The 22,448-nt window shown below is 33.3% G+C and carries 40 protein-coding genes; all 40 read left to right on the forward strand.

Annotated features, from left to right (window positions below; translation table 11 throughout):
• The coding region (locus tag ACYUE0_RS16225) for an EF-Tu C-terminal domain-related protein (protein WP_460271629.1) at positions 1-142 on the forward strand (142 nt) is incomplete at its 5' end.
• A gap of 478 nt (positions 143-620) precedes the next feature.
• Positions 621-929, forward strand: coding sequence for a 30S ribosomal protein S10 (rpsJ, locus tag ACYUE0_RS16230; RefSeq protein WP_061995589.1), 309 nt, complete (start codon positions 621-623; stop codon positions 927-929).
• A 108-nt stretch (positions 930-1,037) separates the two neighbouring features.
• Positions 1,038-1,667 carry a 50S ribosomal protein L3 gene (gene rplC, locus ACYUE0_RS16235; protein ID WP_061995590.1) on the forward strand — a complete coding sequence of 210 codons (630 nt, stop codon included), beginning with the start codon at positions 1,038-1,040 and terminating at the stop codon, positions 1,665-1,667.
• Positions 1,668-1,684: 17 nt separating this feature from the next.
• Positions 1,685-2,305 (forward strand): 50S ribosomal protein L4, encoded by a 621-nt coding sequence (gene rplD / locus ACYUE0_RS16240; protein ID WP_010295341.1) that lies wholly within the window; start codon positions 1,685-1,687, stop codon positions 2,303-2,305.
• Positions 2,305-2,601 carry a 50S ribosomal protein L23 gene (gene rplW, locus ACYUE0_RS16245; protein WP_061995592.1) on the forward strand — a complete coding sequence of 99 codons (297 nt, stop codon included), beginning with the start codon at positions 2,305-2,307 and terminating at the stop codon, positions 2,599-2,601. Before rplD ends, rplW begins: the two co-directional genes overlap by 1 nt.
• A gap of 56 nt (positions 2,602-2,657) precedes the next feature.
• Positions 2,658-3,491: a 50S ribosomal protein L2 gene (gene rplB / locus ACYUE0_RS16250; protein ID WP_460271609.1), complete on the forward strand. Its 834-nt coding sequence runs from the start codon at positions 2,658-2,660 to the stop codon at positions 3,489-3,491.
• Between the two features lie 58 nt (positions 3,492-3,549).
• Positions 3,550-3,831, forward strand: a complete 282-nt coding sequence (rpsS, locus tag ACYUE0_RS16255) for a 30S ribosomal protein S19 (RefSeq protein ID WP_061995594.1) — start codon at positions 3,550-3,552, stop codon at positions 3,829-3,831.
• Positions 3,832-3,853: 22 nt separating this feature from the next.
• The gene (gene rplV / locus ACYUE0_RS16260; protein ID WP_061995595.1) at positions 3,854-4,189 is read left to right on the forward strand and encodes a 50S ribosomal protein L22; all 336 of its coding nucleotides are present in this window, start codon (positions 3,854-3,856) and stop codon (positions 4,187-4,189) included.
• A gap of 16 nt (positions 4,190-4,205) precedes the next feature.
• Positions 4,206-4,871, forward strand: coding sequence for a 30S ribosomal protein S3 (gene rpsC, locus ACYUE0_RS16265; protein WP_199870876.1), 666 nt, complete (start codon positions 4,206-4,208; stop codon positions 4,869-4,871).
• A gap of 26 nt (positions 4,872-4,897) precedes the next feature.
• The gene (gene rplP / locus ACYUE0_RS16270; RefSeq protein ID WP_010295326.1) at positions 4,898-5,341 is read left to right on the forward strand and encodes a 50S ribosomal protein L16; all 444 of its coding nucleotides are present in this window, start codon (positions 4,898-4,900) and stop codon (positions 5,339-5,341) included.
• Positions 5,331-5,543, forward strand: coding sequence for a 50S ribosomal protein L29 (gene rpmC, locus ACYUE0_RS16275; RefSeq protein WP_010295324.1), 213 nt, complete (start codon positions 5,331-5,333; stop codon positions 5,541-5,543). The genes rplP and rpmC overlap by 11 nt, the downstream gene beginning before the upstream one ends.
• Before the next feature lie 29 nt (positions 5,544-5,572).
• Positions 5,573-5,827, forward strand: a complete 255-nt coding sequence (gene rpsQ, locus ACYUE0_RS16280; protein ID WP_010295321.1) for a 30S ribosomal protein S17 — start codon at positions 5,573-5,575, stop codon at positions 5,825-5,827.
• Positions 5,828-5,850: 23 nt separating this feature from the next.
• Positions 5,851-6,219 carry a 50S ribosomal protein L14 gene (rplN, locus tag ACYUE0_RS16285; RefSeq protein WP_061995597.1) on the forward strand — a complete coding sequence of 123 codons (369 nt, stop codon included), beginning with the start codon at positions 5,851-5,853 and terminating at the stop codon, positions 6,217-6,219.
• Between the two features lie 10 nt (positions 6,220-6,229).
• Positions 6,230-6,547, forward strand: a complete 318-nt coding sequence (rplX, locus tag ACYUE0_RS16290) for a 50S ribosomal protein L24 (protein ID WP_157450882.1) — start codon at positions 6,230-6,232, stop codon at positions 6,545-6,547.
• A gap of 22 nt (positions 6,548-6,569) precedes the next feature.
• Entirely contained in the window at positions 6,570-7,112 is a 543-nt protein-coding gene (gene rplE / locus ACYUE0_RS16295) for a 50S ribosomal protein L5 (protein WP_061995599.1), read from the forward strand.
• A gap of 15 nt (positions 7,113-7,127) precedes the next feature.
• Complete coding sequence (locus tag ACYUE0_RS16300) at positions 7,128-7,313, forward strand: type Z 30S ribosomal protein S14 (protein ID WP_010295312.1); 186 nt, start codon at positions 7,128-7,130, stop codon at positions 7,311-7,313.
• Positions 7,314-7,345: 32 nt separating this feature from the next.
• Positions 7,346-7,744, forward strand: coding sequence for a 30S ribosomal protein S8 (gene rpsH, locus ACYUE0_RS16305; RefSeq protein ID WP_010295309.1), 399 nt, complete (start codon positions 7,346-7,348; stop codon positions 7,742-7,744).
• A 22-nt stretch (positions 7,745-7,766) separates the two neighbouring features.
• Complete coding sequence (rplF, locus tag ACYUE0_RS16310; protein ID WP_061995600.1) at positions 7,767-8,306, forward strand: 50S ribosomal protein L6; 540 nt, start codon at positions 7,767-7,769, stop codon at positions 8,304-8,306.
• 22 nt (positions 8,307-8,328) lie between these two features.
• The gene (rplR, locus tag ACYUE0_RS16315; protein WP_061995601.1) at positions 8,329-8,691 is read left to right on the forward strand and encodes a 50S ribosomal protein L18; all 363 of its coding nucleotides are present in this window, start codon (positions 8,329-8,331) and stop codon (positions 8,689-8,691) included.
• Between the two features lie 23 nt (positions 8,692-8,714).
• Positions 8,715-9,212 carry a 30S ribosomal protein S5 gene (rpsE, locus tag ACYUE0_RS16320; protein ID WP_061995602.1) on the forward strand — a complete coding sequence of 166 codons (498 nt, stop codon included), beginning with the start codon at positions 8,715-8,717 and terminating at the stop codon, positions 9,210-9,212.
• A 13-nt stretch (positions 9,213-9,225) separates the two neighbouring features.
• A complete protein-coding gene (gene rpmD, locus ACYUE0_RS16325; RefSeq protein ID WP_061995603.1) occupies positions 9,226-9,405 on the forward strand; it encodes a 50S ribosomal protein L30 in 180 nt (59 codons plus the stop codon).
• A gap of 19 nt (positions 9,406-9,424) precedes the next feature.
• Positions 9,425-9,865, forward strand: coding sequence for a 50S ribosomal protein L15 (gene rplO, locus ACYUE0_RS16330; protein ID WP_199870877.1), 441 nt, complete (start codon positions 9,425-9,427; stop codon positions 9,863-9,865).
• Positions 9,866-11,137, forward strand: a complete 1,272-nt coding sequence (gene secY, locus ACYUE0_RS16335; protein WP_061995605.1) for a preprotein translocase subunit SecY — start codon at positions 9,866-9,868, stop codon at positions 11,135-11,137.
• 23 nt (positions 11,138-11,160) lie between these two features.
• Positions 11,161-11,823, forward strand: coding sequence for an adenylate kinase (locus ACYUE0_RS16340; RefSeq protein WP_061995606.1), 663 nt, complete (start codon positions 11,161-11,163; stop codon positions 11,821-11,823).
• Positions 11,810-12,556 (forward strand): type I methionyl aminopeptidase, encoded by a 747-nt coding sequence (gene map / locus ACYUE0_RS16345; protein WP_061995607.1) that lies wholly within the window; start codon positions 11,810-11,812, stop codon positions 12,554-12,556. The genes ACYUE0_RS16340 and map overlap by 14 nt, the downstream gene beginning before the upstream one ends.
• 13 nt (positions 12,557-12,569) lie before the next feature.
• Positions 12,570-12,839, forward strand: coding sequence for a KOW domain-containing RNA-binding protein (locus tag ACYUE0_RS16350; protein ID WP_061995608.1), 270 nt, complete (start codon positions 12,570-12,572; stop codon positions 12,837-12,839).
• A gap of 7 nt (positions 12,840-12,846) precedes the next feature.
• Positions 12,847-13,065 (forward strand): translation initiation factor IF-1, encoded by a 219-nt coding sequence (infA, locus tag ACYUE0_RS16355; RefSeq protein ID WP_010295286.1) that lies wholly within the window; start codon positions 12,847-12,849, stop codon positions 13,063-13,065.
• Between the two features lie 15 nt (positions 13,066-13,080).
• Positions 13,081-13,194: a 50S ribosomal protein L36 gene (gene rpmJ, locus ACYUE0_RS16360; protein ID WP_003373491.1), complete on the forward strand. Its 114-nt coding sequence runs from the start codon at positions 13,081-13,083 to the stop codon at positions 13,192-13,194.
• Positions 13,195-13,238: 44 nt separating this feature from the next.
• Positions 13,239-13,607 carry a 30S ribosomal protein S13 gene (gene rpsM, locus ACYUE0_RS16365; RefSeq protein ID WP_061995609.1) on the forward strand — a complete coding sequence of 123 codons (369 nt, stop codon included), beginning with the start codon at positions 13,239-13,241 and terminating at the stop codon, positions 13,605-13,607.
• Between the two features lie 15 nt (positions 13,608-13,622).
• On the forward strand, positions 13,623-14,015 hold the full coding sequence (gene rpsK / locus ACYUE0_RS16370) for a 30S ribosomal protein S11 (RefSeq protein WP_010295178.1): 393 nt from the start codon (positions 13,623-13,625) through the stop codon (positions 14,013-14,015).
• 17 nt (positions 14,016-14,032) lie between these two features.
• Positions 14,033-14,653, forward strand: coding sequence for a 30S ribosomal protein S4 (rpsD, locus tag ACYUE0_RS16375; protein ID WP_010295177.1), 621 nt, complete (start codon positions 14,033-14,035; stop codon positions 14,651-14,653).
• A gap of 67 nt (positions 14,654-14,720) precedes the next feature.
• A complete protein-coding gene (locus ACYUE0_RS16380) occupies positions 14,721-15,668 on the forward strand; it encodes a DNA-directed RNA polymerase subunit alpha (RefSeq protein ID WP_061995610.1) in 948 nt (315 codons plus the stop codon).
• Between the two features lie 12 nt (positions 15,669-15,680).
• The gene (gene rplQ / locus ACYUE0_RS16385) at positions 15,681-16,022 is read left to right on the forward strand and encodes a 50S ribosomal protein L17 (protein ID WP_010295172.1); all 342 of its coding nucleotides are present in this window, start codon (positions 15,681-15,683) and stop codon (positions 16,020-16,022) included.
• A gap of 84 nt (positions 16,023-16,106) precedes the next feature.
• Positions 16,107-16,991, forward strand: coding sequence for an energy-coupling factor transporter ATPase (locus tag ACYUE0_RS16390; RefSeq protein WP_061995611.1), 885 nt, complete (start codon positions 16,107-16,109; stop codon positions 16,989-16,991).
• The gene (locus tag ACYUE0_RS16395; protein WP_460271623.1) at positions 16,976-17,827 is read left to right on the forward strand and encodes an energy-coupling factor transporter ATPase; all 852 of its coding nucleotides are present in this window, start codon (positions 16,976-16,978) and stop codon (positions 17,825-17,827) included. The genes ACYUE0_RS16390 and ACYUE0_RS16395 overlap by 16 nt, the downstream gene beginning before the upstream one ends.
• 43 nt (positions 17,828-17,870) lie before the next feature.
• Entirely contained in the window at positions 17,871-18,674 is an 804-nt protein-coding gene (locus ACYUE0_RS16400) for an energy-coupling factor transporter transmembrane component T family protein (protein WP_061995613.1), read from the forward strand.
• An 11-nt stretch (positions 18,675-18,685) separates the two neighbouring features.
• Positions 18,686-19,420, forward strand: coding sequence for a tRNA pseudouridine(38-40) synthase TruA (gene truA, locus ACYUE0_RS16405; RefSeq protein WP_199870879.1), 735 nt, complete (start codon positions 18,686-18,688; stop codon positions 19,418-19,420).
• Between the two features lie 187 nt (positions 19,421-19,607).
• Positions 19,608-20,045 (forward strand): 50S ribosomal protein L13, encoded by a 438-nt coding sequence (gene rplM, locus ACYUE0_RS16410; RefSeq protein ID WP_010295165.1) that lies wholly within the window; start codon positions 19,608-19,610, stop codon positions 20,043-20,045.
• Between the two features lie 29 nt (positions 20,046-20,074).
• Positions 20,075-20,467 carry a 30S ribosomal protein S9 gene (gene rpsI / locus ACYUE0_RS16415; protein ID WP_010295164.1) on the forward strand — a complete coding sequence of 131 codons (393 nt, stop codon included), beginning with the start codon at positions 20,075-20,077 and terminating at the stop codon, positions 20,465-20,467.
• 484 nt (positions 20,468-20,951) lie between these two features.
• Positions 20,952-22,361 (forward strand): group II intron reverse transcriptase/maturase, encoded by a 1,410-nt coding sequence (gene ltrA / locus ACYUE0_RS16420; RefSeq protein ID WP_460271627.1) that lies wholly within the window; start codon positions 20,952-20,954, stop codon positions 22,359-22,361.
• The last annotated feature ends 87 nt before the right edge of the window (positions 22,362-22,448 follow it).

Raw genomic sequence — 22,448 nt, forward strand, 5'->3', positions numbered from 1 at the left:
GGAAATGGTAATGCCAGGAGATCACATCGACATGAACGTTGAATTAATAACTCAAGTAGCAATGGATGAGGGATTAAGATTCGCGATCAGAGAAGGTGGAAGAACTGTAGGATCAGGAGTTGTTACTTCAATAGTTAAGTAATAATAAATGAAACTAATTAATCAATAATAATTGATTATGAAGATAGACTTAATAGTAAATTTTACTAAAATGTGCACAAAATAAAAATACCTAGGTTTTAAGGAGAAGGGGACGCCCTTCTCCTTAATTAATATAATTATGAAATATAAAAAGAAAAAAGCAAGTTAATAAAAAAATATTTAAAATAGTTAAAAAAGTAAAAAAATTTTTTTTTATTAGTAAAAAATAAAATTAAAAAAATACTTGTCAAAGAACATGAAATGCGATATAATGTAGAAGTTGCAAAGTGGTAACAGCGTTGAAGTAAGAGGTTGCCGGACTTCCGGGGAATTCTTAACCGAGCATGCCTAATCTTGAATTAGGCGACGGGGTCTGTTGTTCTGCGTTGAATTGTATAATGAAACACCTGGAACAGTTTACAGAACATCCGCTGTTGCACGTAAGAAGTACCAGCGTGCGATGAAAAGGAGGGAATATAATGTCAAAACAAAAAATAAGAATTAGACTTAAGGCGTTTGATCATACAATATTAGATCAATCTGCTGAAAAAATAGTTGAAACTGCAAAATCAACTGGAGCAAAAGTAGCAGGTCCAGTACCTCTACCAACAGAAAAAGATATTATAACAGTTTTAAGAGCAGTTCACAAATATAAAGACTCTAGAGAGCAGTTCGAAATAAGAACTCACAAGAGATTAATCGACATATTAAGTCCATCACCAAAAACTGTTGATGCCTTAATGAGATTAGATTTACCAGCAGGCGTAGATATAGAAATAAAACTATAATATAGGCGTACATATATGGTAACTTCCATAGGTACGGGTAATAGATTGCTATTACTAACTATTATGATCACTAAGGTGGTCCGCTAATAAGTAGGAGGTGTATTAATAATGAAAAAAGCTATAATGGGTAAAAAATTAGGAATGACTCAAATATTTGATGAAAATAAAAAAGTAGTTCCAGTAACAGTTGTAGAAGCTGGTCCATGCGTAGTAATTCAAAAGAAAACAGTTGAAACTGACGGATATGAGGCAGTTAAAGTTGCTTTCGGAGATATAAGAGAAAAATTAGTTAACAAGCCAACAAAAGGACAATTCGAAAAGGCTGGAGTTGCTGTTAAAAGACATATAAAAGAGTTCAGACTAGAAGATATGAGCAACATAGAAGTTGGAGCTGAAATAAAAGCTGATACATTTGCAGCTGGAGACAAAATTGATGTTTCTGGAATATCTAAAGGTAAGGGATTCCAAGGCGTAATTAAAAGATGGAACTTCCACAGAGGACCAATGAGTCACGGATCTAAATTCCACAGAGCAGTAGGTTCTATGGGAGCATCATCAGACCCTTCAAGAACTTTCAAAAACAAAAAAATGCCTGGACATATGGGAAATGTTAATACTACAGTATTAAACTTAGAAATAGTAAGAGTAATACCTGAGAAAAACATAATCCTTATAAAAGGTGGAATACCAGGACCAAACAAAGGTCTTGTAGTAATAAGAGACGCTGTTAAAGCTTAAGGAAAGGAGGATGCAGAATGCCTACAATAAAAGTTTTTAATAAAGAAGGAAAAGAAGTTGGAGATATCCAATTAAACGAGAGCATATTCGGAGCTGAAATAAGCAAAGAAAGTATGCACCAAGTTGTATTAGCTCAATTAGCTAATAAAAGACAAGGAACTCAAAGCGCTAAAACTAGAGCAGAAGTTAGAGGCGGAGGAATAAAACCTTGGAGACAAAAAGGAACTGGTAGAGCAAGACAAGGTTCTATAAGAGCTCCACAATGGATACATGGTGGTATAGTATTTGCACCAAAACCAAGAGACTACAGAGTTTCTATTCCAAAAAGCATGAGAAGAACAGCTATGAAATCAGCTTTAACTTCAAAAGTTGCTGAAAATGAAATGATAGTAATAGAAAGCTTAGAGTTTGAAGCACCAAAAACTAAAGAAATGATTAACGTTTTAAATGCTTTTGAAGCTAAAAAAACTTTAATTGTTGTAGCTGAATCAAACGAAAATGTTTATAAATCAGCTAGAAACATACCAGGAGTAGCAGTTTTACCAGTAAACAACTTAAACGTATATGATATATTAAAATACGAAAAGTTCATGGTAACTAAAGAAGCTGTATCTAAGATTGAGGAGGTGTATGCATAATGAAAATGACTAGCCATGATATAATAAGAAAACCTGTTATAACTGAAAAAAGTATGGCAGCAATGGCTGACAGAAAATACACTTTCATCGTTGACATACACGCAAACAAATTCCAAATCAAAAAAGCTATAGAAGATGTTTTTGCTGGAGTTAAAGTTGAAAATGTTGCTACAATGAGAAACTTAGGAAAAATTAAGAGAGTTGGAGTACATGTTGGTAAAAGAGCTGACTTCAAAAAAGCAGTAATAACATTAACTGAAGATAGTAAAACTATAGAATTTTTTGAAGGAATGTAATTAGAAGCATTTATTGGCATGATGCCAGATAAGCGATAAAGAAGGAGGGAAACCTAATGGCAGTTAAAAAATTTAGACCTACCACTCCTTCAAGAAGAAATATGACAATGGCTACATTTGAAGAAATAACTACAAATGTGCCAGAGAAATCTCTTCTTGTAAGTAAGAAAAAAACTGGTGGTAGAAACGCACAAGGTAAAATAACTGTTCGTCACCACGGTGGTGGAGCGAAACAAAAATATAGAATAATTGACTTTAAAAGAAATAAAGACAACATTACTGCAAAGGTTGCAACAGTTGAGTATGATCCAAATAGATCAGCTTACATTGCATTAGTTGTATATGCAGATGGAGATAAGAGATACATAATTGCTCCAGTTGGTTTAAAAGTTGGAGATGTGATAGTATCAGGTCCAGAAGCAGATATAAAACCAGGTAATACATTACCAATAGCTAACATCCCAGTAGGTACAGTAATTCACAATGTAGAATTACAACCAGGAAAAGGAGCTCAACTTGTTAGATCAGCAGGTTCTTCAGCGCAATTAATGGCTAAAGAAGGAGAATATGCTCAAGTAAGACTACCAAGTGGAGAAGTTAGATATGTAAGAATCAACTGTAGAGCAACTATAGGAACTGTTTCTAACTTAACACATGAAATAGTTAAAATAGGTAAAGCTGGAAGAAAGAGACACATGGGCATAAGACCTACAGTTAGAGGTTCTGTAATGAACCCTAATGACCACCCTCACGGAGGTGGAGAAGGTAAAGCACCTGTCGGACACGCAAGTCCAATGACACCATGGGGTAAACCAGCTCTTGGATATAAAACAAGAAAAACTAAAAAATACTCTGATAAGTTTATTGTTAAGAGAAGAAATAGCAAGTAATAGGAAGAGAATAGAATATTCTCTTCTAAACTACTCATATGAAGGGAGGACTTTATAAATGGGCAGATCAATTAAAAAAGGACCTTTTATAAAAGAGTCACTGTTAAAGAAAATTGAAGAAATGAACCAAAATGGGGAAAAGAAAGTTGTAAAAACTTGGTCAAGAAGTTCAACAATCTTCCCACAAATGATAGGTCACACTATTGCAGTTCATGACGGAAGAAAGCATGTTCCAGTATATGTTCAGGAAGATATGGTAGGACATAAATTAGGAGAATTCGCTTTAACAAGAACTTTCAAAGGTCACATTGATAAATCAAAATCAAGCAAAGTAAGATAGTTTTGGAAAGGAGGACACATCAATGGAAGCTAAAGCTATAGCTAAATATGTAAGAATGTCTCCAATGAAAATTGGTATAGTTCTTGATTTAATAAGAGGAAAAGATGTAAACGAAGCTTTTGCTATATTACAATATACTCCAAAAGATGCAGCTGAAGTAATAAACAAAGTTTTAAAATCAGCAGTTGCTAATGCAGAAAATAACTTAAGTTTAGATAGAAGTAGATTATATGTTGCTAATGCTCACACTGGTCAAGGTCCAACATTAAAGAGATTCAGACCACACGCTCAAGGTAGAGCTTTCAGAATAAACAAGAAAACTAGCCATATAACTCTAGTAGTTAAAGAAAGAGAGTAAGAAGGAGGGATATATAGTGGGACAAAAAGTACATCCACACGGCCTAAGAGTTGGTGTAATTAAAGATTGGGATGCTAAGTGGTACGCTGAAGGAACAAAGTTCGCAGATAACTTAGTTGAAGACAATGCAATAAGAGAATATCTTAAGCAAAAACTTTTTAGTGCTGGAATCGCTAAAATAGAGATTGAAAGAGCAGCAAAAAGAGTTAAATTAAATATACATACTGCTAAACCAGGAATGGTTATAGGAAAAGGCGGTCAAGGTATAGAGAAATTAAAGAAAGATTTAAAAAATATAGTTTCAACAAATACTTTATTAATAAATATAGTTGAAGTTAAAAGACCAGATAACAATTCTCAATTAATGGCTGAAAATATAGCAGCTCAACTAGAAAAGAGAATATCTTTTAGAAGAGCTATGAAACAAACAATTCAAAGAGCTATGAAAACAGGCGTTAAAGGTGTTAAAACATCTTGTTCAGGAAGACTTGGTGGAGCAGATATAGCTAGAACAGAGCAATATCATGAAGGTACAATTCCACTACAAACTTTAAGAGCTGACATAGATTATGGATTTGCTGAAGCAGATACAATCTACGGAAAAATTGGAGTTAAAGTTTGGGTATATAGAGGAGAAGTTCTTCCAACAAAGAAAGTAGAGAAGGAAGAAGTTAACGCTTAATAACGTTCAGGAAGGAGGAATATGACATGTTAATGCCTAAAAGAGTTAAACATCGTAAGGTGCAACGTGGTAGAATGAAAGGTAAAGCTACAAGAGGTAACTTTATCGCTTACGGAGATTATGCTTTACAAGCAACTGAGTGCGGTTGGATAACAAGTAACCAAATCGAGTCTGCCAGAATAGCTATCAATAGATACGTAAGAAGAGGAGGAAAGGTTTGGATAAAAATCTTCCCTGACAAACCAGTTACTGAGAAACCAGCTGAAACACGTATGGGATCTGGTAAAGGTTCACCAGAATACTGGGTAGCAGTAGTTAAACCAGGCAGAGTGTTATTTGAAATATCTGGAGTTTCAGAAGAAGCTGCTAGAGAAGCAATGAGATTAGCATCACACAAACTTCCAGTTAAAACTAAGTTTGTAACAAGAAAAGATTTTGAGGAAATGGGTGGTGAAAACAATGAAGGCTAATGAATTAAAAGAGTTGAGACAAAGTACTCCTCAAGATTTACAAGTTAAATTAAATGATTTAAAAGCAGAATTATTTAACCTAAGATTTCAGTTAGCTACAGGACAGTTAGAGAACCCAATGAGAATAAAAAAGGTTAAAAAATCTATAGCCCAAATTAAAACCATCCTTAGAGAAGAAGAATTAAGGGCTTTTGAACAGTAATATAGTTATACTGAAAGGAGGTTTATCTTGTGGAAAGAGGAATTAGAAAAACAAGAATAGGAAAAGTTGTTTCTGATAAGATGGATAAGACAATCGTTGTTGCAGTTGAGACAAAGGTAAGACATCCATTATACGGAAAAACAGTTAACACAACTACTAAATTTAAAGTTCATGATGAAAATAATGATGCAAGAATTAATGATAGAGTTTCAATAATGGAAACAAGACCATTATCAAAAGATAAAAGATGGAGACTTGTTGAAATTACAGAAAGAGCTAAATAGTTAACTGAAAGGAGGTATTTTTAATGATACAACAACAAACATTATTAAAAGTAGCAGATAACTCTGGTGCTAAAGAAATAATGTGTATAAGAGTATTAGGTGGTTCTAAAAGAAAATGGGGAAACATCGGAGATATAATCGTTGCTAGCGTTAAAAGTGCAACACCAGGTGGAGTTGTTAAAAAAGGTGAAGTTATTAAAGCGGTTATTGTTAGATCTGTAAAAGGTCTAAGAAGAGCAGACGGTTCATATATTAAATTTGATGAAAATGCAGCTGTTATAATAAAAGAAGATAAAAATCCAAAAGGAACTCGTATCTTCGGACCTGTTGCTAGGGAGCTAAGAGATAAAGAATTCAACAAAATATTATCATTAGCACCTGAAGTTCTATAAGGAGGTAGCTATAATGAAAGTACACGTTAGAAAAAAAGATACTGTAATGGTTATGTCTGGTAAAGATAAGGAAAAAATCGGCGAAGTTTTAGCGGTTTATCCTAAAACAGGAAAAGTTGTAGTAAAAGACGTTAACGTTGTGACTAAACATCAAAAGCCAAGCAGAGAAAATATGCAAGGCGGAATAGTTCACAGAGAAGGAGCTATAAACAGCTCTAAAGTTATGTTATATTGCAACAAATGTAAATCTGTTACTAGAATAAGCAATAAAATATTAGAGGATGGCACAAAAGTTAGAGTGTGCAAAAAGTGCGGAGAAACATTTTAATTCGTGAAAGGAGGTATAACTAATGGTTGCAAGACTACAAGAAAGATATAATAAAGAAGTAGTTCAAGCTATGATGGAGAAATTCGGATATAAAAACATCATGGAAGTACCAAAACTTGAAAAAATAGTATTAAACATGGGAATTGGAGAAGCGAAAGACAACTCTAAAGTTTTAGAATCAGCTGTTGCTGATATGGAGCTAATAACTGGCCAAAAAGCAATTTTGACTAAAGCTAAAAAGTCTGTAGCTAACTTTAAAATAAGAGAGAACATGCCAATAGGTTGCAAAGTTACATTAAGAAGAGAAAAAATGTACGAATTTGCAGATAAATTAATTAATGTTACTTTACCTAGAGTTAGAGACTTCAGAGGAGTTCCTTCAAAATCTTTTGATGGAAGAGGTAACTATGCATTAGGAATAAAAGAACAATTAATATTCCCTGAAGTAGAATATGATAAAATTGATAAAGTTAGAGGTATGGATATAATATTCGTTACTACTGCAAAGACAGACGAGGAAGCAAGAGAATTATTAAGATTCCTTGGAATGCCATTTGCTCAATAATAAGGAGGGAATAACGTGGCACGTAAAGCTTTAATAGAAAAATGGAAAAAAGAGCCGAAGTATTCAACTAGAGCTTACACAAGATGCAGACTTTGTGGAAGACCACATTCTGTATTAAAGAAATTCGGTATTTGCCGTATCTGTTTCAGAGAACTTGCATACAAGGGACAAATTCCTGGATGTAAGAAGGCAAGTTGGTAATATAATTCATTATATGAAAGGAGGCACAATAAATGGTTATGACTGACCCTATCGCAGATTTGCTAACACGTATAAGAAATGCAAATGTTGTTAGACATGAAATATTAGAGGTTCCTTCTTCAAACATCAAGAAGGCGATTGCAAATATAATGCTTCAAGAAGGATATCTTAAAAATATAGAAGAGTACCAAGACGGTTCTGTAAAAATGTTAAGACTTACAATGAAATATGGTCAAAACAAAGAAAGAGTAATAACAGGACTAAAAAGAATATCTAAACCTGGTTTAAGAGTGTATACTGGACATGAGGATATTCCAAAAGTATTAAATGGATTAGGTGTAGCAGTAATATCTACATCAAAAGGAATAGTAACTGATAAAGAAGCTAGAAATTTAGGATTAGGTGGAGAAGTAATCTGCTATATCTGGTAGTTTAAGAACAGGAGGTGCAATTATGTCAAGAATAGGAAGACTTCCAATAGCTATACCAAATGGTGTAACAGTTACAGTATCACCAGAGAACGTTGTTACAGCTAAAGGCCCAAAAGGCGAGTTAACTAAAGCAATGTGTAAAGATATGAATATAGCTATAGAGGAAAATTCAATAGTTATTACAAGACCAAGTGATGTAAAACAACACAGAGCTCTTCACGGATTAACAAGAGCGTTAATAAATAACATGGTAATAGGAGTAGCTAATGGTTATACTAAAACTCTTCAATTAGTTGGAGTAGGTTACAGAGCTACAGTAAAAGGAAATAAATTAGTATTAAACCTTGGATTCTCACATCCAGTTGAAATAGATGCAGTTGAAGGAATAACATTTGAAACTCCAGATGCTAATACTATAAACGTTAAAGGTATTAATAAAGAATTAGTTGGAGCTGTTGCTGCTGACATAAGATCTTGGAGAAAACCTGAACCTTACAAAGGAAAAGGAATTAAATATACTAATGAAGTTATCAGACGTAAAGAAGGTAAGACTGGTAAATAATAATTAGGAAGGAGTGAATGCAATGTTCAAGAAAGTTGACAGAAAGCTATCAAGAGAAGCTCGTCACTTAAGAGTTCGTAAAAAAATATCTGGAACAACTGAAAGACCAAGATTAGCTGTTTACAGAAGTTCAAAGAACATATACGCTCAAATAATCGATGACGTAACTGGCAAAACTTTAGTTTCAGCTTCAAGCTTAGAGAAAGATTTTACTTTAAAAGCTGGAAGCAATAAAGATGCTGCAAAAGTTGTTGGAGAATTAGTAGCTAAGAAAGCTTTAGAAAAAGGAATTGAAGAAGTTGTATTCGACAGAGGTGGATTCGTATATCACGGAAGAATACAAATGCTTGCAGAAGGCGCAAGAGAAGCAGGTCTTAAATTCTAATCTAAAAAAAAGGAGGGAAATTCATGAAAATAGATCCTAGCACACTAGATCTTAAAGAAAAAGTTGTTGATATAAATAGAGTTGCTAAGGTTGTTAAAGGTGGAAGAAACTTCAGATTCAGCGCTTTAGTAGTTGTTGGAGATGAAAACGGACACGTTGGCGTTGGAACTGGTAAATCAATAGAAATACCAGAAGCTATCAGAAAAGGTATTGAAGACGCTAAAAAGAACCTTGTAAAAGTTGAATTAGATGGAACTACTGTTCCTCATACTATAGATGGAAAATTCGGTACTGGAAAAGTGCACATAATGCCAGCTGCAGAAGGTACAGGAGTTATTGCTGGGGGTCCAGCAAGAGCAGTACTTGAGCTTGCAGGATTAAAAGACGTTAGAGCTAAATCTTTAGGATCTAACAACCCAAGAAACATGGTAAATGCTACTATCAACGGATTAGCTAACTTAAGAACAGCAGAACAAGTTGCGAAGTTAAGAGGCAAAACTGTTGAGGAAATTTTAGGATAGGAGGGGAAATACCTTGGCTAAAATTAAAATAACTTTAACAAAAAGCTTAATAGGCAGAAAAAAAGATCATATAGCTACAGTTAATGCATTAGGATTAAAGAAAATCGGCAAAACTGTAGAGCACGAGGAAACTCCTCAAATCAAAGGTATGGTAAATAAAGTTAATTACCTACTAAAAGTTGAAGAAGCTTAATAATAAGGAGGTGTAGACTATGAAACTTCATGAGTTAAGACCTGCAGCAGGTGCTAAAAAAGCAGCTAAAAGAGTTGGAAGAGGTACTGGTTCAGGATTAGGTAAAACAGCTGGTAAGGGACAAAACGGACAAAACTCAAGATCAGGCGGTGGAGTAAGACCTGGATTTGAGGGCGGACAAATGCCTTTATACAGAAGATTACCAAAAAGAGGATTCACAAACATATTTGCAAAAGAATATGCTTGCATAAATGTTGAAAGACTAAACATATTTGAAAATGGTACAGAAGTAACACCAGAAGTGTTAATGGAAAAAGGAATCGTTAAAAAACTTTATGATGGTGTTAAAATATTAGGAAACGGTAATTTAGAGAAAAGCTTAACTGTAAAAGCTCAAAAAATATCTAAAGGTGCTGTTGAAAAAATAGAAGCCGCTGGAGGAAAAGTTGAGGTGATATAGATGTTATCAACCCTACGAAATGCTTGGAAAGTTCCAGAGCTTAGAAAAAGAATGCTATTTACCTTGTTCATAGTGGTGATATTTAGATTAGGAATATTTATTCCAGTTCCTGGAGTGGATGCTAGTAAATTAGCTAGCTTAAGTAGTTCAGGAACACTATTCACCTTTTATGACATGTTGTCCGGTGGTGCTTTAAGTAAATTTAGTATATTTGCTATGGGTGTTACGCCTTACATAAACGCATCAATCGTAATTCAACTACTTACAATAGCAGTTCCGACCTTGGAGCAACTTTCGAAAGAAGGCCAAGAAGGAAGACAAAAAATTCAAAATTACACAAGATTAGCAGCAGTTGTATTTGCCGTATTTCAAGGAATAGCGATGTACATGTTAATAAATGGAACATTGAAGAGTACTGGATACATGGAACTATTTATTATAGTTTTAACAATGACAGCTGGATCAAGCTTGTTAGTTTGGCTAGGAGAACAAATTCAAGTTTATGGTATTGGTAGTGGTGTATCGGTTATAATATTTGTAAACATCATTTCAACAATACCAACAACTATTTACAAAGTCGCTGGATTACGTCAAGCAGGCGAAGTTAGTTTAGTAGAGGTTATAATATTTGTATTAGTAGCTTTAGTTTTATTACTGGCAGTTATTATAATTAACTTAGCAGAAAGAAGAGTTCCTGTACAATATGCAGGAAAAGCTGTAGGAAATAAAGTGTTTAAAGGACAATCAACACATATTCCTTTCAGCTTAAATTCAGCAGGCGTTATGGCGATAATATTTGCTATGTCAGTGATGCAATTCCCTGAAACAATAGCAAAAATTTGGCCAACATCAGCGTTTGCAAAGTTTATAATGGAAAGTCCTTGGAGTATATTTAAAAGTGGTTCTTTAAAATATATAATTACTTACCTTGTTTTAATACTATTCTTCTCATGGTTCTATACAATAGTTACATTTAAACCAGATGAAATGGCTGAGAATATGCATAAATCATCAGGCTTTGTACCAGGTATAAGACCAGGAAAACCAACTGAAGTTTTCTTAGAAAGTGTTTTAACAAAAGTTTCTATAATGGGTGGTGTATTTGCATCTATTATTGCGATATTCCCTATAGTTGTAGAAGCTTATAGTAATTTTAAAGGAATTGCTTTTGGAGGTACTAGTTTATTGATTATTGTAGGAGTAGCGTTAGATACTATGAAACAATTAGAATCACAACTAGTTATGAGACATTACCAAGGGTTCCTTAAATAATAAAAATTTTGGAGTTGATGCTAGTGAAAATCATCTTATTAGGTCCTCCGGGAGCCGGAAAAGGAACACAAGCTAAATCAATTAGTAATAAATACTCCATACCGCACATATCAACAGGAGATATTTTTAGAAAGAACATTTCTGAAAAGACTCCGCTAGGAATCGAAGCTAAGAGTTATATTGATAAGGGACAATTAGTACCTGACAAGTTAACCATAGATATAGTACAAGATAGATTAGAGCATGAAGACTGTAAAAATGGATTCTTACTTGATGGCTATCCAAGAACTGTAAGTCAAGCTGAAGCTCTGAAAAATTTCTTAAATGAAAAAGGAGAAAAACTTGATACAGCTTTATTAATAGACGTTCAAAAAGAATTTATTATAGATAGGATGACTGGTAGAAGAGTTTGCCCAGATTGTGGAGCAAGTTACCATGTTAGATTTAATCCAACTAAGGTTGAAGGAAAATGCGACATTTGTGGCAGTGTTGTAATACAAAGAGCGGATGATACTGAATCTACAGTAAAAGATCGTTTAGATGTATATGAGACACAAACCCAACCACTTATAGAATACTATAAGAATCAAGGATTACTATCTACAGTAGACGGAACTCAATCTATTGATGATGTTTTTAAGGACATTTGTGGTGTCTTAGGAGCGATAAATAGTGATAATAATTAAAAGTGATATGGAAATTGAATATATGAGAAATGCAGGTAAAGTAGTTGCTGACACACTTGCTAAAATTGAGTCGGTGATAAAGCCAGGCATAACAACTGCAGAAATAGATAAATTAGCTGAAGAGTTCATACTAAAACAGGGCGCCAAGCCATCCTTTAAAGGATATGGCGGTTTTCCGGCTTCAATCTGCGCATCAGTTAATAATGAAGTTATACATGGAATTCCTAAAAATAGGATTCTAGAAGATGGTGACATTATTAGTGTAGATTGTGGAGCAATTCTTAATGGATTTCATGGTGATGCAGCTAGAACTTTTCCAGTAGGGAATATATCTAAAGAAGCAGAGCAGTTAATTAAAGTTACAAAAGAATGTTTCTTTAAGGGTATGGAAAATGCAGTGGTTGAAAACAGATTAACTGATATTTCAGCAGCTGTTCAAAAACATGCCGAAAGCTTTGGATATTCTGTGGTTAGGGATTTTGTAGGACATGGAATTGGAAGATCAATGCATGAAGATCCACAAGTTCCTAATTACGGCACTGCTGGTAGAGGTCCTAAGCTAAAACATGGGATGGTTCTAGCAATTGAACCTATGATAAACATTGGTAAATGTAATGTAAAAGTAAATTCGGACGGATGGACAGTTGTTACTAGTGATGGTACACTATCTGCACACTATGAAAATACTTTAGCAGTATTAAATAGTGGTCCTGAAATACTAACTTTAAGCTAATGAGGTGAAAAGATTGGATGATAATAGCCTTTTAGGTAAGGTAGTACATTCGAAATCAGGTAGAGACCGTAATAGATATTTTATAATAGTAGGAATACTAAATGAAGATTATGTCTATATTTCAGATGGTGATTTAAGAAGAATAGAAAAACCAAAGAAGAAGAAAATTAAACATTTAATTTTTACAGACATAATAGCACAGGATATCAAAGAGTTAATTACTAACAATAAAAAGGTAAGCAATTCTATGATTAGAAAGTTTTTGCAAGTTGAGGAGGTATGATTACCTTATGTCAAAAGATGATATAATTGAAATGCAAGGTGTTGTTTTAGAAGCACTACCAAATGCTATGTTTCAAGTAGAACTTGAAAGCGGACATAAAATAATGGCACATATATCAGGTAAATTAAGAATGAATTTTATCAGGATATTACCAGGCGATAAAGTTACAGTAGAGCTTTCTCCATATGATTTGACTCGTGGGAGAATAACTTGGAGAGATAAGTAATAAGGAGGGTTAGCTATGAAAGTAAGACCGTCAGTTAAACCTATATGTGAAAAATGTAAAGTTATAAAAAGAAAAGGAAGAGTAATGGTTATCTGTGAAAATCCTAAACATAAACAAAAACAAGGCTAATAGCCTTATGTATTATATAAATACTTAGGAGGTGTAGATCGTAGATGGCAAGAATAGCAGGTATTGACCTACCAAGAGAAAAAAGAGTTGAGATAGGTCTAACTTATATATTTGGTATAGGACTACCAAAATCACATGAAATACTTGAAGCTACAAAAGTAAACCCAAATACAAGAGTTAAAGATTTAACTGAAGATGAAGTTAATGCTTTAAGAGAATATATAAATAAAAACATATTAGTTGAAGGTGACCTAAGAAGAACAGTTGCTCTTGACATAAAAAGATTAATGGAAATCGGTTGTTACAGAGGAATCAGACATAGAAGAGGACTTCCTGTAAGAGGACAAAAAACTAAGACTAATGCTAGAACTAGAAAAGGTCCTAAAAAGACAATGGCAGGAAAGAAGAAATAGTAAGGAGGGAATAAAATGGCTCAAAAAGTTAAAAGAAGTAGAAGAAGAAAAGAAAGAAAAAATGTTGAGCATGGTGCAGCACATATCAAATCTACTTTCAACAATTCCATCGTTACACTTACTGATGCAGCTGGAAACGCATTGTCATGGGCAAGTGCTGGTGGATTAGGATTTAGAGGATCAAGAAAAAGCACACCATTTGCAGCTCAAATGGCAGCAGAAACTGCAGCTAAAGCAGCAATGGAACATGGATTAAAAAGTGTAGAAGTTTACGTTAAAGGACCAGGAGCAGGAAGAGAAGCTGCTATAAGATCTCTACAAGCTGCTGGATTAGAAGTTACTTTAATAAAAGATGTAACTCCAATTCCACATAATGGATGTAGACCACCAAAAAGAAGAAGAGTTTAGTAATAGGAGGTGTAAAAATGGCTAGATATACTGAAGCTACTTGCAAACTTTGCAGAAGAGAAGGTTTAAAGCTTAATCTAAAAGGTGACAGATGTTTTACTGAGAAATGCGCATTCGCTAGAAGAAGTTACGCACCAGGACAACACGGTCAAGGAAGAAAAAAGATTTCTAACTATGGATTACAATTAAGAGAAAAACAAAAAGCAAGAAGAATCTACGGAGTTCTTGAAAAACAATTTAGAAAATACTATGACAAGGCTGAAAAACAAAGAGGTATAACAGGTGAAAACTTATTAAGACTTCTTGAAATAAGACTTGACAATGTAATATACAGATTAGGATACGGTGCTTCTAGAGCAGAAGCTAGACAATTAGTTACTCACGGACATTTCCTAATAAACGGAAAGAAAGTTGACATCGCATCTTATAGCGTTAAAATAAATGACGTAATCACAGTATGTGATAAGAGCAAAGCTACTGAGAAGTTTAAAGTTTTCAATGAAAACCCAAAAACTTTACCAAAATGGTTAGAGGCTGATCAAGAAGCTTTTGCTGCTAAAGTTGTATCTTTACCAACTAGAGAAGATATAGATGTTCCAGTAAATGAAACATTAATAGTTGAGTTATACAGCAAATAGTCAATAATATAAAATCAGTTGCCCTCAAAATAGAACGCCCATTTAATAAAGAAGGAGGGTTATATATATGTTAGAAATAGAAAAGCCAAAAATAGAATGTGTAGAAACCACTGAAAATGGTACATATGGAAAATTTGTCATTGAACCATTAGAGAGAGGTTATGGAATAACTTTAGGTAATGCTTTAAGAAGAATACTTCTTTCTTCATTACCTGGAGTTGCTGCAAATTCAATAAAAATAGACGGTGTACTTCATGAATTTTCAACTATAAATGGAGTTAAAGAAGATGTATCTGAGTTAATTCTTAACATAAAAGGATTAGCATTAAAGATGAATGGTGAAGGAGCTAAAACTGTATATATAGATGCTGTTGGACCTGGAGAGGTTACAGGAGCAGATATAAAAACTGATGGAGACGTTGAAGTTATAAATAAAGATCATCATATAGCAACACTAGATGATGATGGTAAGTTATTTATGGAACTTAACGTTAGCAGAGGTAGAGGTTATGTTTCTCAGAACAAAAATAAAACTGAAGACAAACCAATAGCTACTATACCTGTAGATTCAATTTATACTCCAGTTAAAAGAGTTAACTTTACTGTTGAAAATACAAGAGTAGGCCAAATAACAGATTATGATAAATTAACAATTGAAATATGGACTAATGGAACAATTAGACCTGATGAAGCAATTGGTTTATCAGCAAAAATTCTTATAGAACACTTTAAACTATTTATGACATTAACAGATCATGCTGATAATGTTGAAATAATGGTTGAAAAAGAAGAAGATAAGAAAGAAAAAGTATTAGAAATGACGATAGAGGAACTTGATTTATCTGTTAGAAGCTTTAACTGCTTAAAAAGAGCTGGTATAAATACTGTTCAAGAATTAACAGAAAGATCAATGGATGATATGATGAAGGTTAGAAACCTAGGAAAGAAATCTCTTGAAGAGGTTGAACAAAAACTAGAAGCCTTAGGATTATCATTTAAACCAAACGAAGAGTAAGGAGGGATAGCGATGGCACAACAACGTAAGTTAGGACGTCCAACTGATCAAAGAATGGCAATGCTTAGAAATCTTGTTACTAGCTTCTTAAAGCACGGAAAAATAGAAACTACAGAAACTAGAGCTAAAGAAACTAAGAGACTAGCTGAAAAAATGATAACTCTTGCTAAAAGAGGAGATTTACATGCTAGAAGACAGGTTCTTGCATTCGTTACAGAAGAGGAAGTTGTTAAGAATTTATTCGATAACATAGCTCCAAAATACGCTGAGAGAAATGGTGGATATACTAGAATAATGAAAGTAGGTCCAAGAAGAGGCGACGGAGCAGAAGTTGTTATATTAGAATTAGTATAATATATTCCAGGGGATTAAGTATGCCTAGCTTAGTCCCCATTTTATTATAAAAATATAAATTTTCCAGCTATGGAGGGATGAAATATGGAACTTACCAAAAATGCCCCTCAAGGTGTTAAAAACGATACAAAAGTTGAAATTATAAGTGAAAATTTATTCTTTAAATATGAATCAAATGAAGATGGTAAAGAAAAAATTGCACTAGATGGTGTTAATATAACTATAAACAAAGGTGATTTTGTAGTTGTTTTAGGCCATAATGGATCTGGTAAATCTACTTTTGCAAAGCATATAAATGGATTATTACTACCAAGTAAAGGTAAAATTTTTGTAGGTGGATTGGATACCTCAAAAGAAGAAAATCTTTGGGAAGTAAGAAAAAAAGCTGGGATGGTTTTTCAAAATCCAGACAACCAAATTGTTGCTACAATAGTAGAAGAAGATGTTGCTTTTGGACCAGAAAATTTAGGAGTAGATTCAGCAGAAATAAGAAGAAGAGTTGATGAATCTTTAAAAAGGGTTAATATGTATGAATATAAACAGCATGGTCCACATTTACTATCAGGAGGACAGAAACAAAGAGTTGCAATAGCAGGCATACTTGCTATGAGACCTGAGTGTATAGTCTTAGATGAGCCAACTGCTATGTTAGATCCTTCAGGAAGAAAAGAAGTCATAAAGACTATTAAAGAGTTAAATAAGGAGTCTGGTATAACTGTAGTGCTTATTACTCATTATATGGAAGAAGCAGTTGATGCAGACAAAATTTATGTTATGGATTCAGGAAAAGTAATTATTGAAGGGACTCCAAAGGAAGTATTCAAAGAAGTTGACACTATGAAAAGCTTAGGACTTGACGTACCTCAGATGACAGAACTTGCTTATGAACTTAGTAAAAGTGGAATAAGCTTAAATAGAGGAATATTAACTATAGATGAGATGGTGAATGAATTATGTCAATTAAAATAGAAAATTTAACACATATATATATGGCAAAATCACCTTTTGAAAAAAAAGCATTAGATAATGTTTCATTAGAGATAAATGATGGTGAGTTTTTAGCTTTAATAGGGCATACAGGATCAGGAAAATCAACTTTAATTCAGCATATTAATGGACTCTTAAAACCGTCTTCAGGAAAAATAATAGTAGACGACATAGATATTACTTCAAAAAATATAAAGCTTACTGAAATAAGAAAAAGAGTAGGCCTAGTATTTCAATATGCAGAGTATCAATTGTTTGAAGAGACAATTGAAAAAGATATAGCTTTTGGACCTAAAAATTTAGGTTTATCAGAATCGGAAGTTTCAGATAGAGTGAAAAGAGCTATGAATATAGTAGGATTAGATTATGAGCTATATAAAGATAAGTCTCCTTTTGAGTTAAGCGGAGGTCAAAAAAGAAGAGTTGCAATAGCAGGTGTTGTTGCAATGGAGCCTAAGGTGTTAATCTTAGATGAACCTACTGCGGGACTTGATCCAAAGGGAAGAGATGAAATATTAGGAAAAATAGAACTATTACATAGAGAATATAATATGACTATAATCCTAGTTTCACATAGCATGGAAGATGTAGCTAAGGTAGCAGATAGAATATTAGTTATGGAAGGTGGAAAATGCATTTTAGATGGAACACCTAAAGTAATATTTAAAGATGTTGAAACGTTAGAGAGAGTAGGCCTAGCAGTACCACAAGTTACTTATTTAGTAAAAGAACTTAGAAAAAAAGGATTGGACATATCAGAAGATATATTTACCTTAAAGGAAGCTACGGAAGAAATACTTAGAGTTTTAAAATCTTAAAGTATTTAATTTATTTATAGGTTTCTATTTTGGAGGAGTTTATATGATCAAGGATATTACAATAGGCCAATATATTATTGGTGAATCATTTATACACAAGCTTGATCCAAGAACAAAAATATTAATATCATTATTATTTATAATAGTTTTATTTTTAGCAACTAATGTGCAAGGATATGTTGTAGTCTTTTTATTTTTAATGTTATGCATATATGTATCAAAGGTACCATTTAGATATATATATAAGGGATTGAAACCCATATTTATATTGATGTTAATAACAGCAGTATTCAATATATTTTTCACAAAGGGAGAAACATTAGTTTATCAATTAGGATTTTTGAAAATATATAAAGAAGGATTGGTGCTTGCTGCTTTTATGATAATAAGGCTTACATTTTTAATAGCAGGTACATCGTTATTAACATTAACAACATCCCCTATAGAATTAACGGATGGAATAGAGAGACTACTTAATCCATTTAAGAAAATAGGAGTACCAGCTCATGAATTGGCTATGATGATGACTATAGCACTTAGATTTATACCTACGCTTATGGATGAGACTGATAAGATAATGAAGGCTCAGATGGCAAGAGGTGCTGATTTTGAAAGCGGAAATCTTATAAACAGGGCTAAAAGTTTAGTGCCATTATTAGTACCATTATTTATAAGTTCATTTAGAAGAGCGGAAGACCTAGCTATGGCAATGGAAGCAAGATGCTATAGAGGTGGAGATGGTAGAACTAGAATGAAAGTATTAAAAATGACTAAAAAAGATACTATAGCATTTGTGAACTTTGCTATATTTACGATATTGATATTTGGAACAAGATTTTATTTTTAAAGGAATTTAATATGAGAAATATAAAGTTAACACTAGAATATGATGGAACAAACTATTTCGGATGGCAAAAACAAAAGACTAAGGTTACATTACAAGGTACTGTAGAGAGTGTAATTTCTAATTTAACAAAAGAAGCAATAGAGATAACTGGGTGTAGTAGGACAGATAGTGGAGTGCATTCTAGAGGATATATATGCAATTTTGTTACAAACAGTTCTATACCTAGTGAAAAGTTTAAAGATGCACTAAATGTAAAATTACCAGATGATATTGCTGTCTTAAAATCTGAAGAAGTGCCAGAAGAATTTCATTCTAGATACAGTTGCAGGGGAAAGAAGTATAGTTATACTATACTTGAAAGACCTATGAAGGCAACAATAGATAGAAATTATGTATGCCAATGTAAATACAATTTAGATATAGGAAAAATGAATGAAGCTTGTAAATACTTTATAGGTACTCATGACTTTTCAGCATTTAAAAACAAAGGAAGTTCAGTTAAAACCTCTGTGAGGACTATAAGTGAGCTTTATGTAGAGAAAACAGGAAACTATGTAAAAATATTTGTAAGTGCTGATGGTTTTTTATATAATATGGTAAGAATAATAGTAGGTACCCTTATTGATGTGGGTATAGGAAAAATTAATCCAGAAAGCATCAAAAATATAATAGATTCAAAGGAAAGAACTAATGCCGGAAAATCTATGCCACCTCAAGGGCTGTGTTTAGAAGAAGTATATTATTAGAATTACTAAAATAGGCATATTTACTACAATTTTAGTAATGTAATAATTTTTTAAATAATTGACACGCGTGGCAAATTGTATTATAATATTTTTGTTTGTTATAATAAAAAATTGTGTATAAGATCCACTAGCCCCGGGTCTTTAGCATAGAATTAAGATTGTTAAAAATTCAGGGAGGGAAAAAGAAATGAAATCATACTTAGCAAAACCAAATGAAGTTCAAAAAAAATGGTATGTAGTAGACGTGGCAGGAATGCCTTTAGGAAGAGCTGCTAGCCAAATAGCTTCAGTATTAAGAGGAAAAAACAAACCAGAATTTACTCCACACGTAGACACAGGAGATTACGTTGTAGTTATTAATGCAGAGAAAATTGTTTTAACAGGAAAAAAATTAGATCAAAAAATGTTAAGACATCACTCTCTATATCCAGGTGGATTAAAAGAGACTCCATACAGAGAAGCATTAGCTAAAAAACCAGAATTCGTATTTGAAGAAGCAGTAAGAAGAATGCTTCCAAGCGGAATTTTAGGAAGAAAAATGCTTAAAAAATTAACAGTATACAGAGGAACAGAACACAATAATCACGCTCAAAACCCAGAAGTTTTAGAGTTAGTAAGAAAATAATTAGATAGAGTTTGGAAGGAGGATTTAAAATGGCAAAAGTTCAATATTTCGGAACAGGAAGAAGAAAACAATCAGTTGCTAGAGTAAGACTTGTACCTGGAGAAGGTAGAGTTGTAATAAATAACAGAGAAATAGAAAATTTCTTTGGATTAGAAACTTTAAGAGTTATAGTTAATCAACCATTAGTATTAACTGGAACTAAAGAAAAATTCGACGTTTTAGTTAACGTTCACGGTGGTGGATACACTGGTCAAGCAGGAGCAATAAGACATGGAATATCTAGAGCCTTATTAAAAGCTGACGAAAACTTAAGACCAGAACTTAAAAAAGCTGGTTTCTTAACAAGAGACCCAAGAATGAAAGAAAGAAAGAAATACGGTCTTAAAAAAGCAAGAAGAGCTTCTCAGTTCTCAAAAAGATAATATTTCAAAAACGTATTTTTCAAGTTTTTACTTTGGAATACATATTAAGTGCATATGCCTTTGGCATATGCATTTTTTATTGTTGTGCGCCCAGCATGGGCGTAATCTTAAGGGTGAAAGTCCCTAACACGACCTAGTAGTGGTAAGTGTATAGCTTAAGACAAGGGTGTCCACCGTGAGGTGGAATCTGAAGGAAGTTGGCGGCAAATCTCTGGTCTGACGAACAGACTATGGGTAAGATTGCAACACAAATCGAAGCCCGATAACTACTCGAAAATAGGTGATGTAAATGTGGCAGATAGATGGAGAGAAAGATTACGTTCTTACCTGGGGAGGTCTTAGATATACATTGTGGAAATGAACTTTGAAGCAATAACCTATGTAGTGATACATAGCTGAAATCTAAGAAGTCAGCAGAAGTCATAGTACCCTCGCTAATCGCGAAAGCGGGTGGAAGGACTGAACGATAGGAGGTTTTGAAACTTTGAAAAACACAAAGAAATGTGATGAAAGCAGACAACTTCATATAGAAGGTTATTTACGGAAAGATAGAGTGGAACTCGAAGAATATGTAAGAGCGCCTAGCATTTCATTGACGTTAGATAAGAAACAGAACGCCGAAATTAAATATGCTAATGGATTGCTTGAAAAGATTATAGATAGAAATAATCTAAATCAAGCCTTTAAGAGGGTTAAAGCTAATAAAGGAAGTCATGGAATTGATGGTATGAAAGTAGATGAACTTCTACAATATCTGAAAGAAAATGGCGATAGCCTTAAGCAATCTATATTGGAAGGTAATTATAAACCTAACCCAGTTAGACGTGTAGAAATACCCAAACAAGATGGTAAGAAACGTCCACTAGGAATCCCAACGGCAGTTGACCGAGTTATACAACAAGCAATTGCTCAAGTTTTAAGTCCAATATTTGAAGAAAAGTTTTCAGATAATAGTTATGGATTTAGACCTAACAAAAGTGCTCATCAAGCAATTCTAAAATGTAAAGAGTATATGGATAATGGATATAAATGGGCTGTAGATATAGACCTAGAGAAATACTTTGATACTGTAAATCATGATAAGCTAATAGGTTTAGTTTATAAAGAAATTAAAGATATTAGGGTAATATCTTTAATAAGAAGATATCTACAAGCAGGTGTAATGATAAATGGAGTAATAAATTTTACCGAAAAAGGTGTACCTCAAGGTGGAAATTTATCACCATTACTTAGCAATATCATGTTAAATGAGCTTGATACAGAATTAGAAAAGCGAGAACTAAACTTTTGTAGATACGCTGATGACTGTAATATATATGTAAAATCAAAGAAAGCAGCGGAAAGAGTAATGGAAAGTATCACAAAATTCATAGAGAAAGATTTAAAACTCAAAGTGAATAAAGAAAAAAGCAAGGTCGACAGACCATGGAAGTTAAAGTATTTAGGTTTTTCATTCTATAATAAGAAAAATGGAATGGGAATAAGAGTACATAATAAATCAATTGAAAAATTGAAAGCTAAGCTTAAGAAAATTACTGCAAGAAGTAATGCGATGAGCATGGAATATCGAGCATTAAAATTAAAACAAACAATAACTGGTTGGATTAATTATTTTAAGCTAGCAGATTTAAATGGTACTTTAAGGGAAATGGATAAATGGCTAAGACGAAGGCTACGCCTGTGCTATTGGAAACGATGGAAGAAAATCAAAACTAAGCATGACAATTTAGTCAAATTAGGGATGGATAACTTTAAAGCATGGGAATATGCAAATACAAGAAAAGGCTATTGGAGAATTTCCAACAGCCCTGTTTTAAATACAACATTATCTAATAACTACCTAAAAGAACAAGGGTTTATAACGTTAACCGAGAGTTATTTAAGATTTAGGTAATTCTATTGAACCGCCGTGTACCGAACGGTACGCACGGTGGTGTGAGAGGACGGAAAATAAAATAATTATTTTCCTCCTACTCGATTA

The sequence above is a fragment of the Clostridium sp. CTA-19 genome, from assembly GCF_054767855.1.

Excerpts from the sequence above, each read along its gene's own strand:
- rpsJ (WP_061995589.1), top strand. The coding sequence starts at position 621 with ATGTCAAAACAAAAAATAAGAATTAGACTTAAGGCGTTTGATCATACA.
- rplC (WP_061995590.1), top strand. The coding sequence starts at position 1,038 with ATGAAAAAAGCTATAATGGGTAAAAAATTAGGAATGACTCAAATATTT.
- rplD (WP_010295341.1), top strand. The coding sequence starts at position 1,685 with ATGCCTACAATAAAAGTTTTTAATAAAGAAGGAAAAGAAGTTGGAGAT.
- rplW (WP_061995592.1), top strand. The coding sequence starts at position 2,305 with ATGAAAATGACTAGCCATGATATAATAAGAAAACCTGTTATAACTGAA.
- rplB (WP_460271609.1), top strand. The coding sequence starts at position 2,658 with ATGGCAGTTAAAAAATTTAGACCTACCACTCCTTCAAGAAGAAATATG.
- rpsS (WP_061995594.1), top strand. The coding sequence starts at position 3,550 with ATGGGCAGATCAATTAAAAAAGGACCTTTTATAAAAGAGTCACTGTTA.
- rplV (WP_061995595.1), top strand. The coding sequence starts at position 3,854 with ATGGAAGCTAAAGCTATAGCTAAATATGTAAGAATGTCTCCAATGAAA.
- rplP (WP_010295326.1), top strand. The coding sequence starts at position 4,898 with ATGTTAATGCCTAAAAGAGTTAAACATCGTAAGGTGCAACGTGGTAGA.
- rpmC (WP_010295324.1), top strand. The coding sequence starts at position 5,331 with ATGAAGGCTAATGAATTAAAAGAGTTGAGACAAAGTACTCCTCAAGAT.
- rplN (WP_061995597.1), top strand. The coding sequence starts at position 5,851 with ATGATACAACAACAAACATTATTAAAAGTAGCAGATAACTCTGGTGCT.
- rplE (WP_061995599.1), top strand. The coding sequence starts at position 6,570 with ATGGTTGCAAGACTACAAGAAAGATATAATAAAGAAGTAGTTCAAGCT.
- rpsH (WP_010295309.1), top strand. The coding sequence starts at position 7,346 with ATGGTTATGACTGACCCTATCGCAGATTTGCTAACACGTATAAGAAAT.
- rplF (WP_061995600.1), top strand. The coding sequence starts at position 7,767 with ATGTCAAGAATAGGAAGACTTCCAATAGCTATACCAAATGGTGTAACA.
- rplR (WP_061995601.1), top strand. The coding sequence starts at position 8,329 with ATGTTCAAGAAAGTTGACAGAAAGCTATCAAGAGAAGCTCGTCACTTA.
- rpsE (WP_061995602.1), top strand. The coding sequence starts at position 8,715 with ATGAAAATAGATCCTAGCACACTAGATCTTAAAGAAAAAGTTGTTGAT.
- rplO (WP_199870877.1), top strand. The coding sequence starts at position 9,425 with ATGAAACTTCATGAGTTAAGACCTGCAGCAGGTGCTAAAAAAGCAGCT.
- secY (WP_061995605.1), top strand. The coding sequence starts at position 9,866 with ATGTTATCAACCCTACGAAATGCTTGGAAAGTTCCAGAGCTTAGAAAA.
- infA (WP_010295286.1), top strand. The coding sequence starts at position 12,847 with ATGTCAAAAGATGATATAATTGAAATGCAAGGTGTTGTTTTAGAAGCA.
- rpmJ (WP_003373491.1), top strand. The coding sequence starts at position 13,081 with ATGAAAGTAAGACCGTCAGTTAAACCTATATGTGAAAAATGTAAAGTT.
- rpsM (WP_061995609.1), top strand. The coding sequence starts at position 13,239 with ATGGCAAGAATAGCAGGTATTGACCTACCAAGAGAAAAAAGAGTTGAG.
- rpsK (WP_010295178.1), top strand. The coding sequence starts at position 13,623 with ATGGCTCAAAAAGTTAAAAGAAGTAGAAGAAGAAAAGAAAGAAAAAAT.
- rpsD (WP_010295177.1), top strand. The coding sequence starts at position 14,033 with ATGGCTAGATATACTGAAGCTACTTGCAAACTTTGCAGAAGAGAAGGT.
- ACYUE0_RS16380 (WP_061995610.1), top strand. The coding sequence starts at position 14,721 with ATGTTAGAAATAGAAAAGCCAAAAATAGAATGTGTAGAAACCACTGAA.
- rplQ (WP_010295172.1), top strand. The coding sequence starts at position 15,681 with ATGGCACAACAACGTAAGTTAGGACGTCCAACTGATCAAAGAATGGCA.
- ACYUE0_RS16390 (WP_061995611.1), top strand. The coding sequence starts at position 16,107 with ATGGAACTTACCAAAAATGCCCCTCAAGGTGTTAAAAACGATACAAAA.
- ACYUE0_RS16395 (WP_460271623.1), top strand. The coding sequence starts at position 16,976 with ATGTCAATTAAAATAGAAAATTTAACACATATATATATGGCAAAATCA.
- ACYUE0_RS16400 (WP_061995613.1), top strand. The coding sequence starts at position 17,871 with ATGATCAAGGATATTACAATAGGCCAATATATTATTGGTGAATCATTT.
- truA (WP_199870879.1), top strand. The coding sequence starts at position 18,686 with ATGAGAAATATAAAGTTAACACTAGAATATGATGGAACAAACTATTTC.
- rplM (WP_010295165.1), top strand. The coding sequence starts at position 19,608 with ATGAAATCATACTTAGCAAAACCAAATGAAGTTCAAAAAAAATGGTAT.
- rpsI (WP_010295164.1), top strand. The coding sequence starts at position 20,075 with ATGGCAAAAGTTCAATATTTCGGAACAGGAAGAAGAAAACAATCAGTT.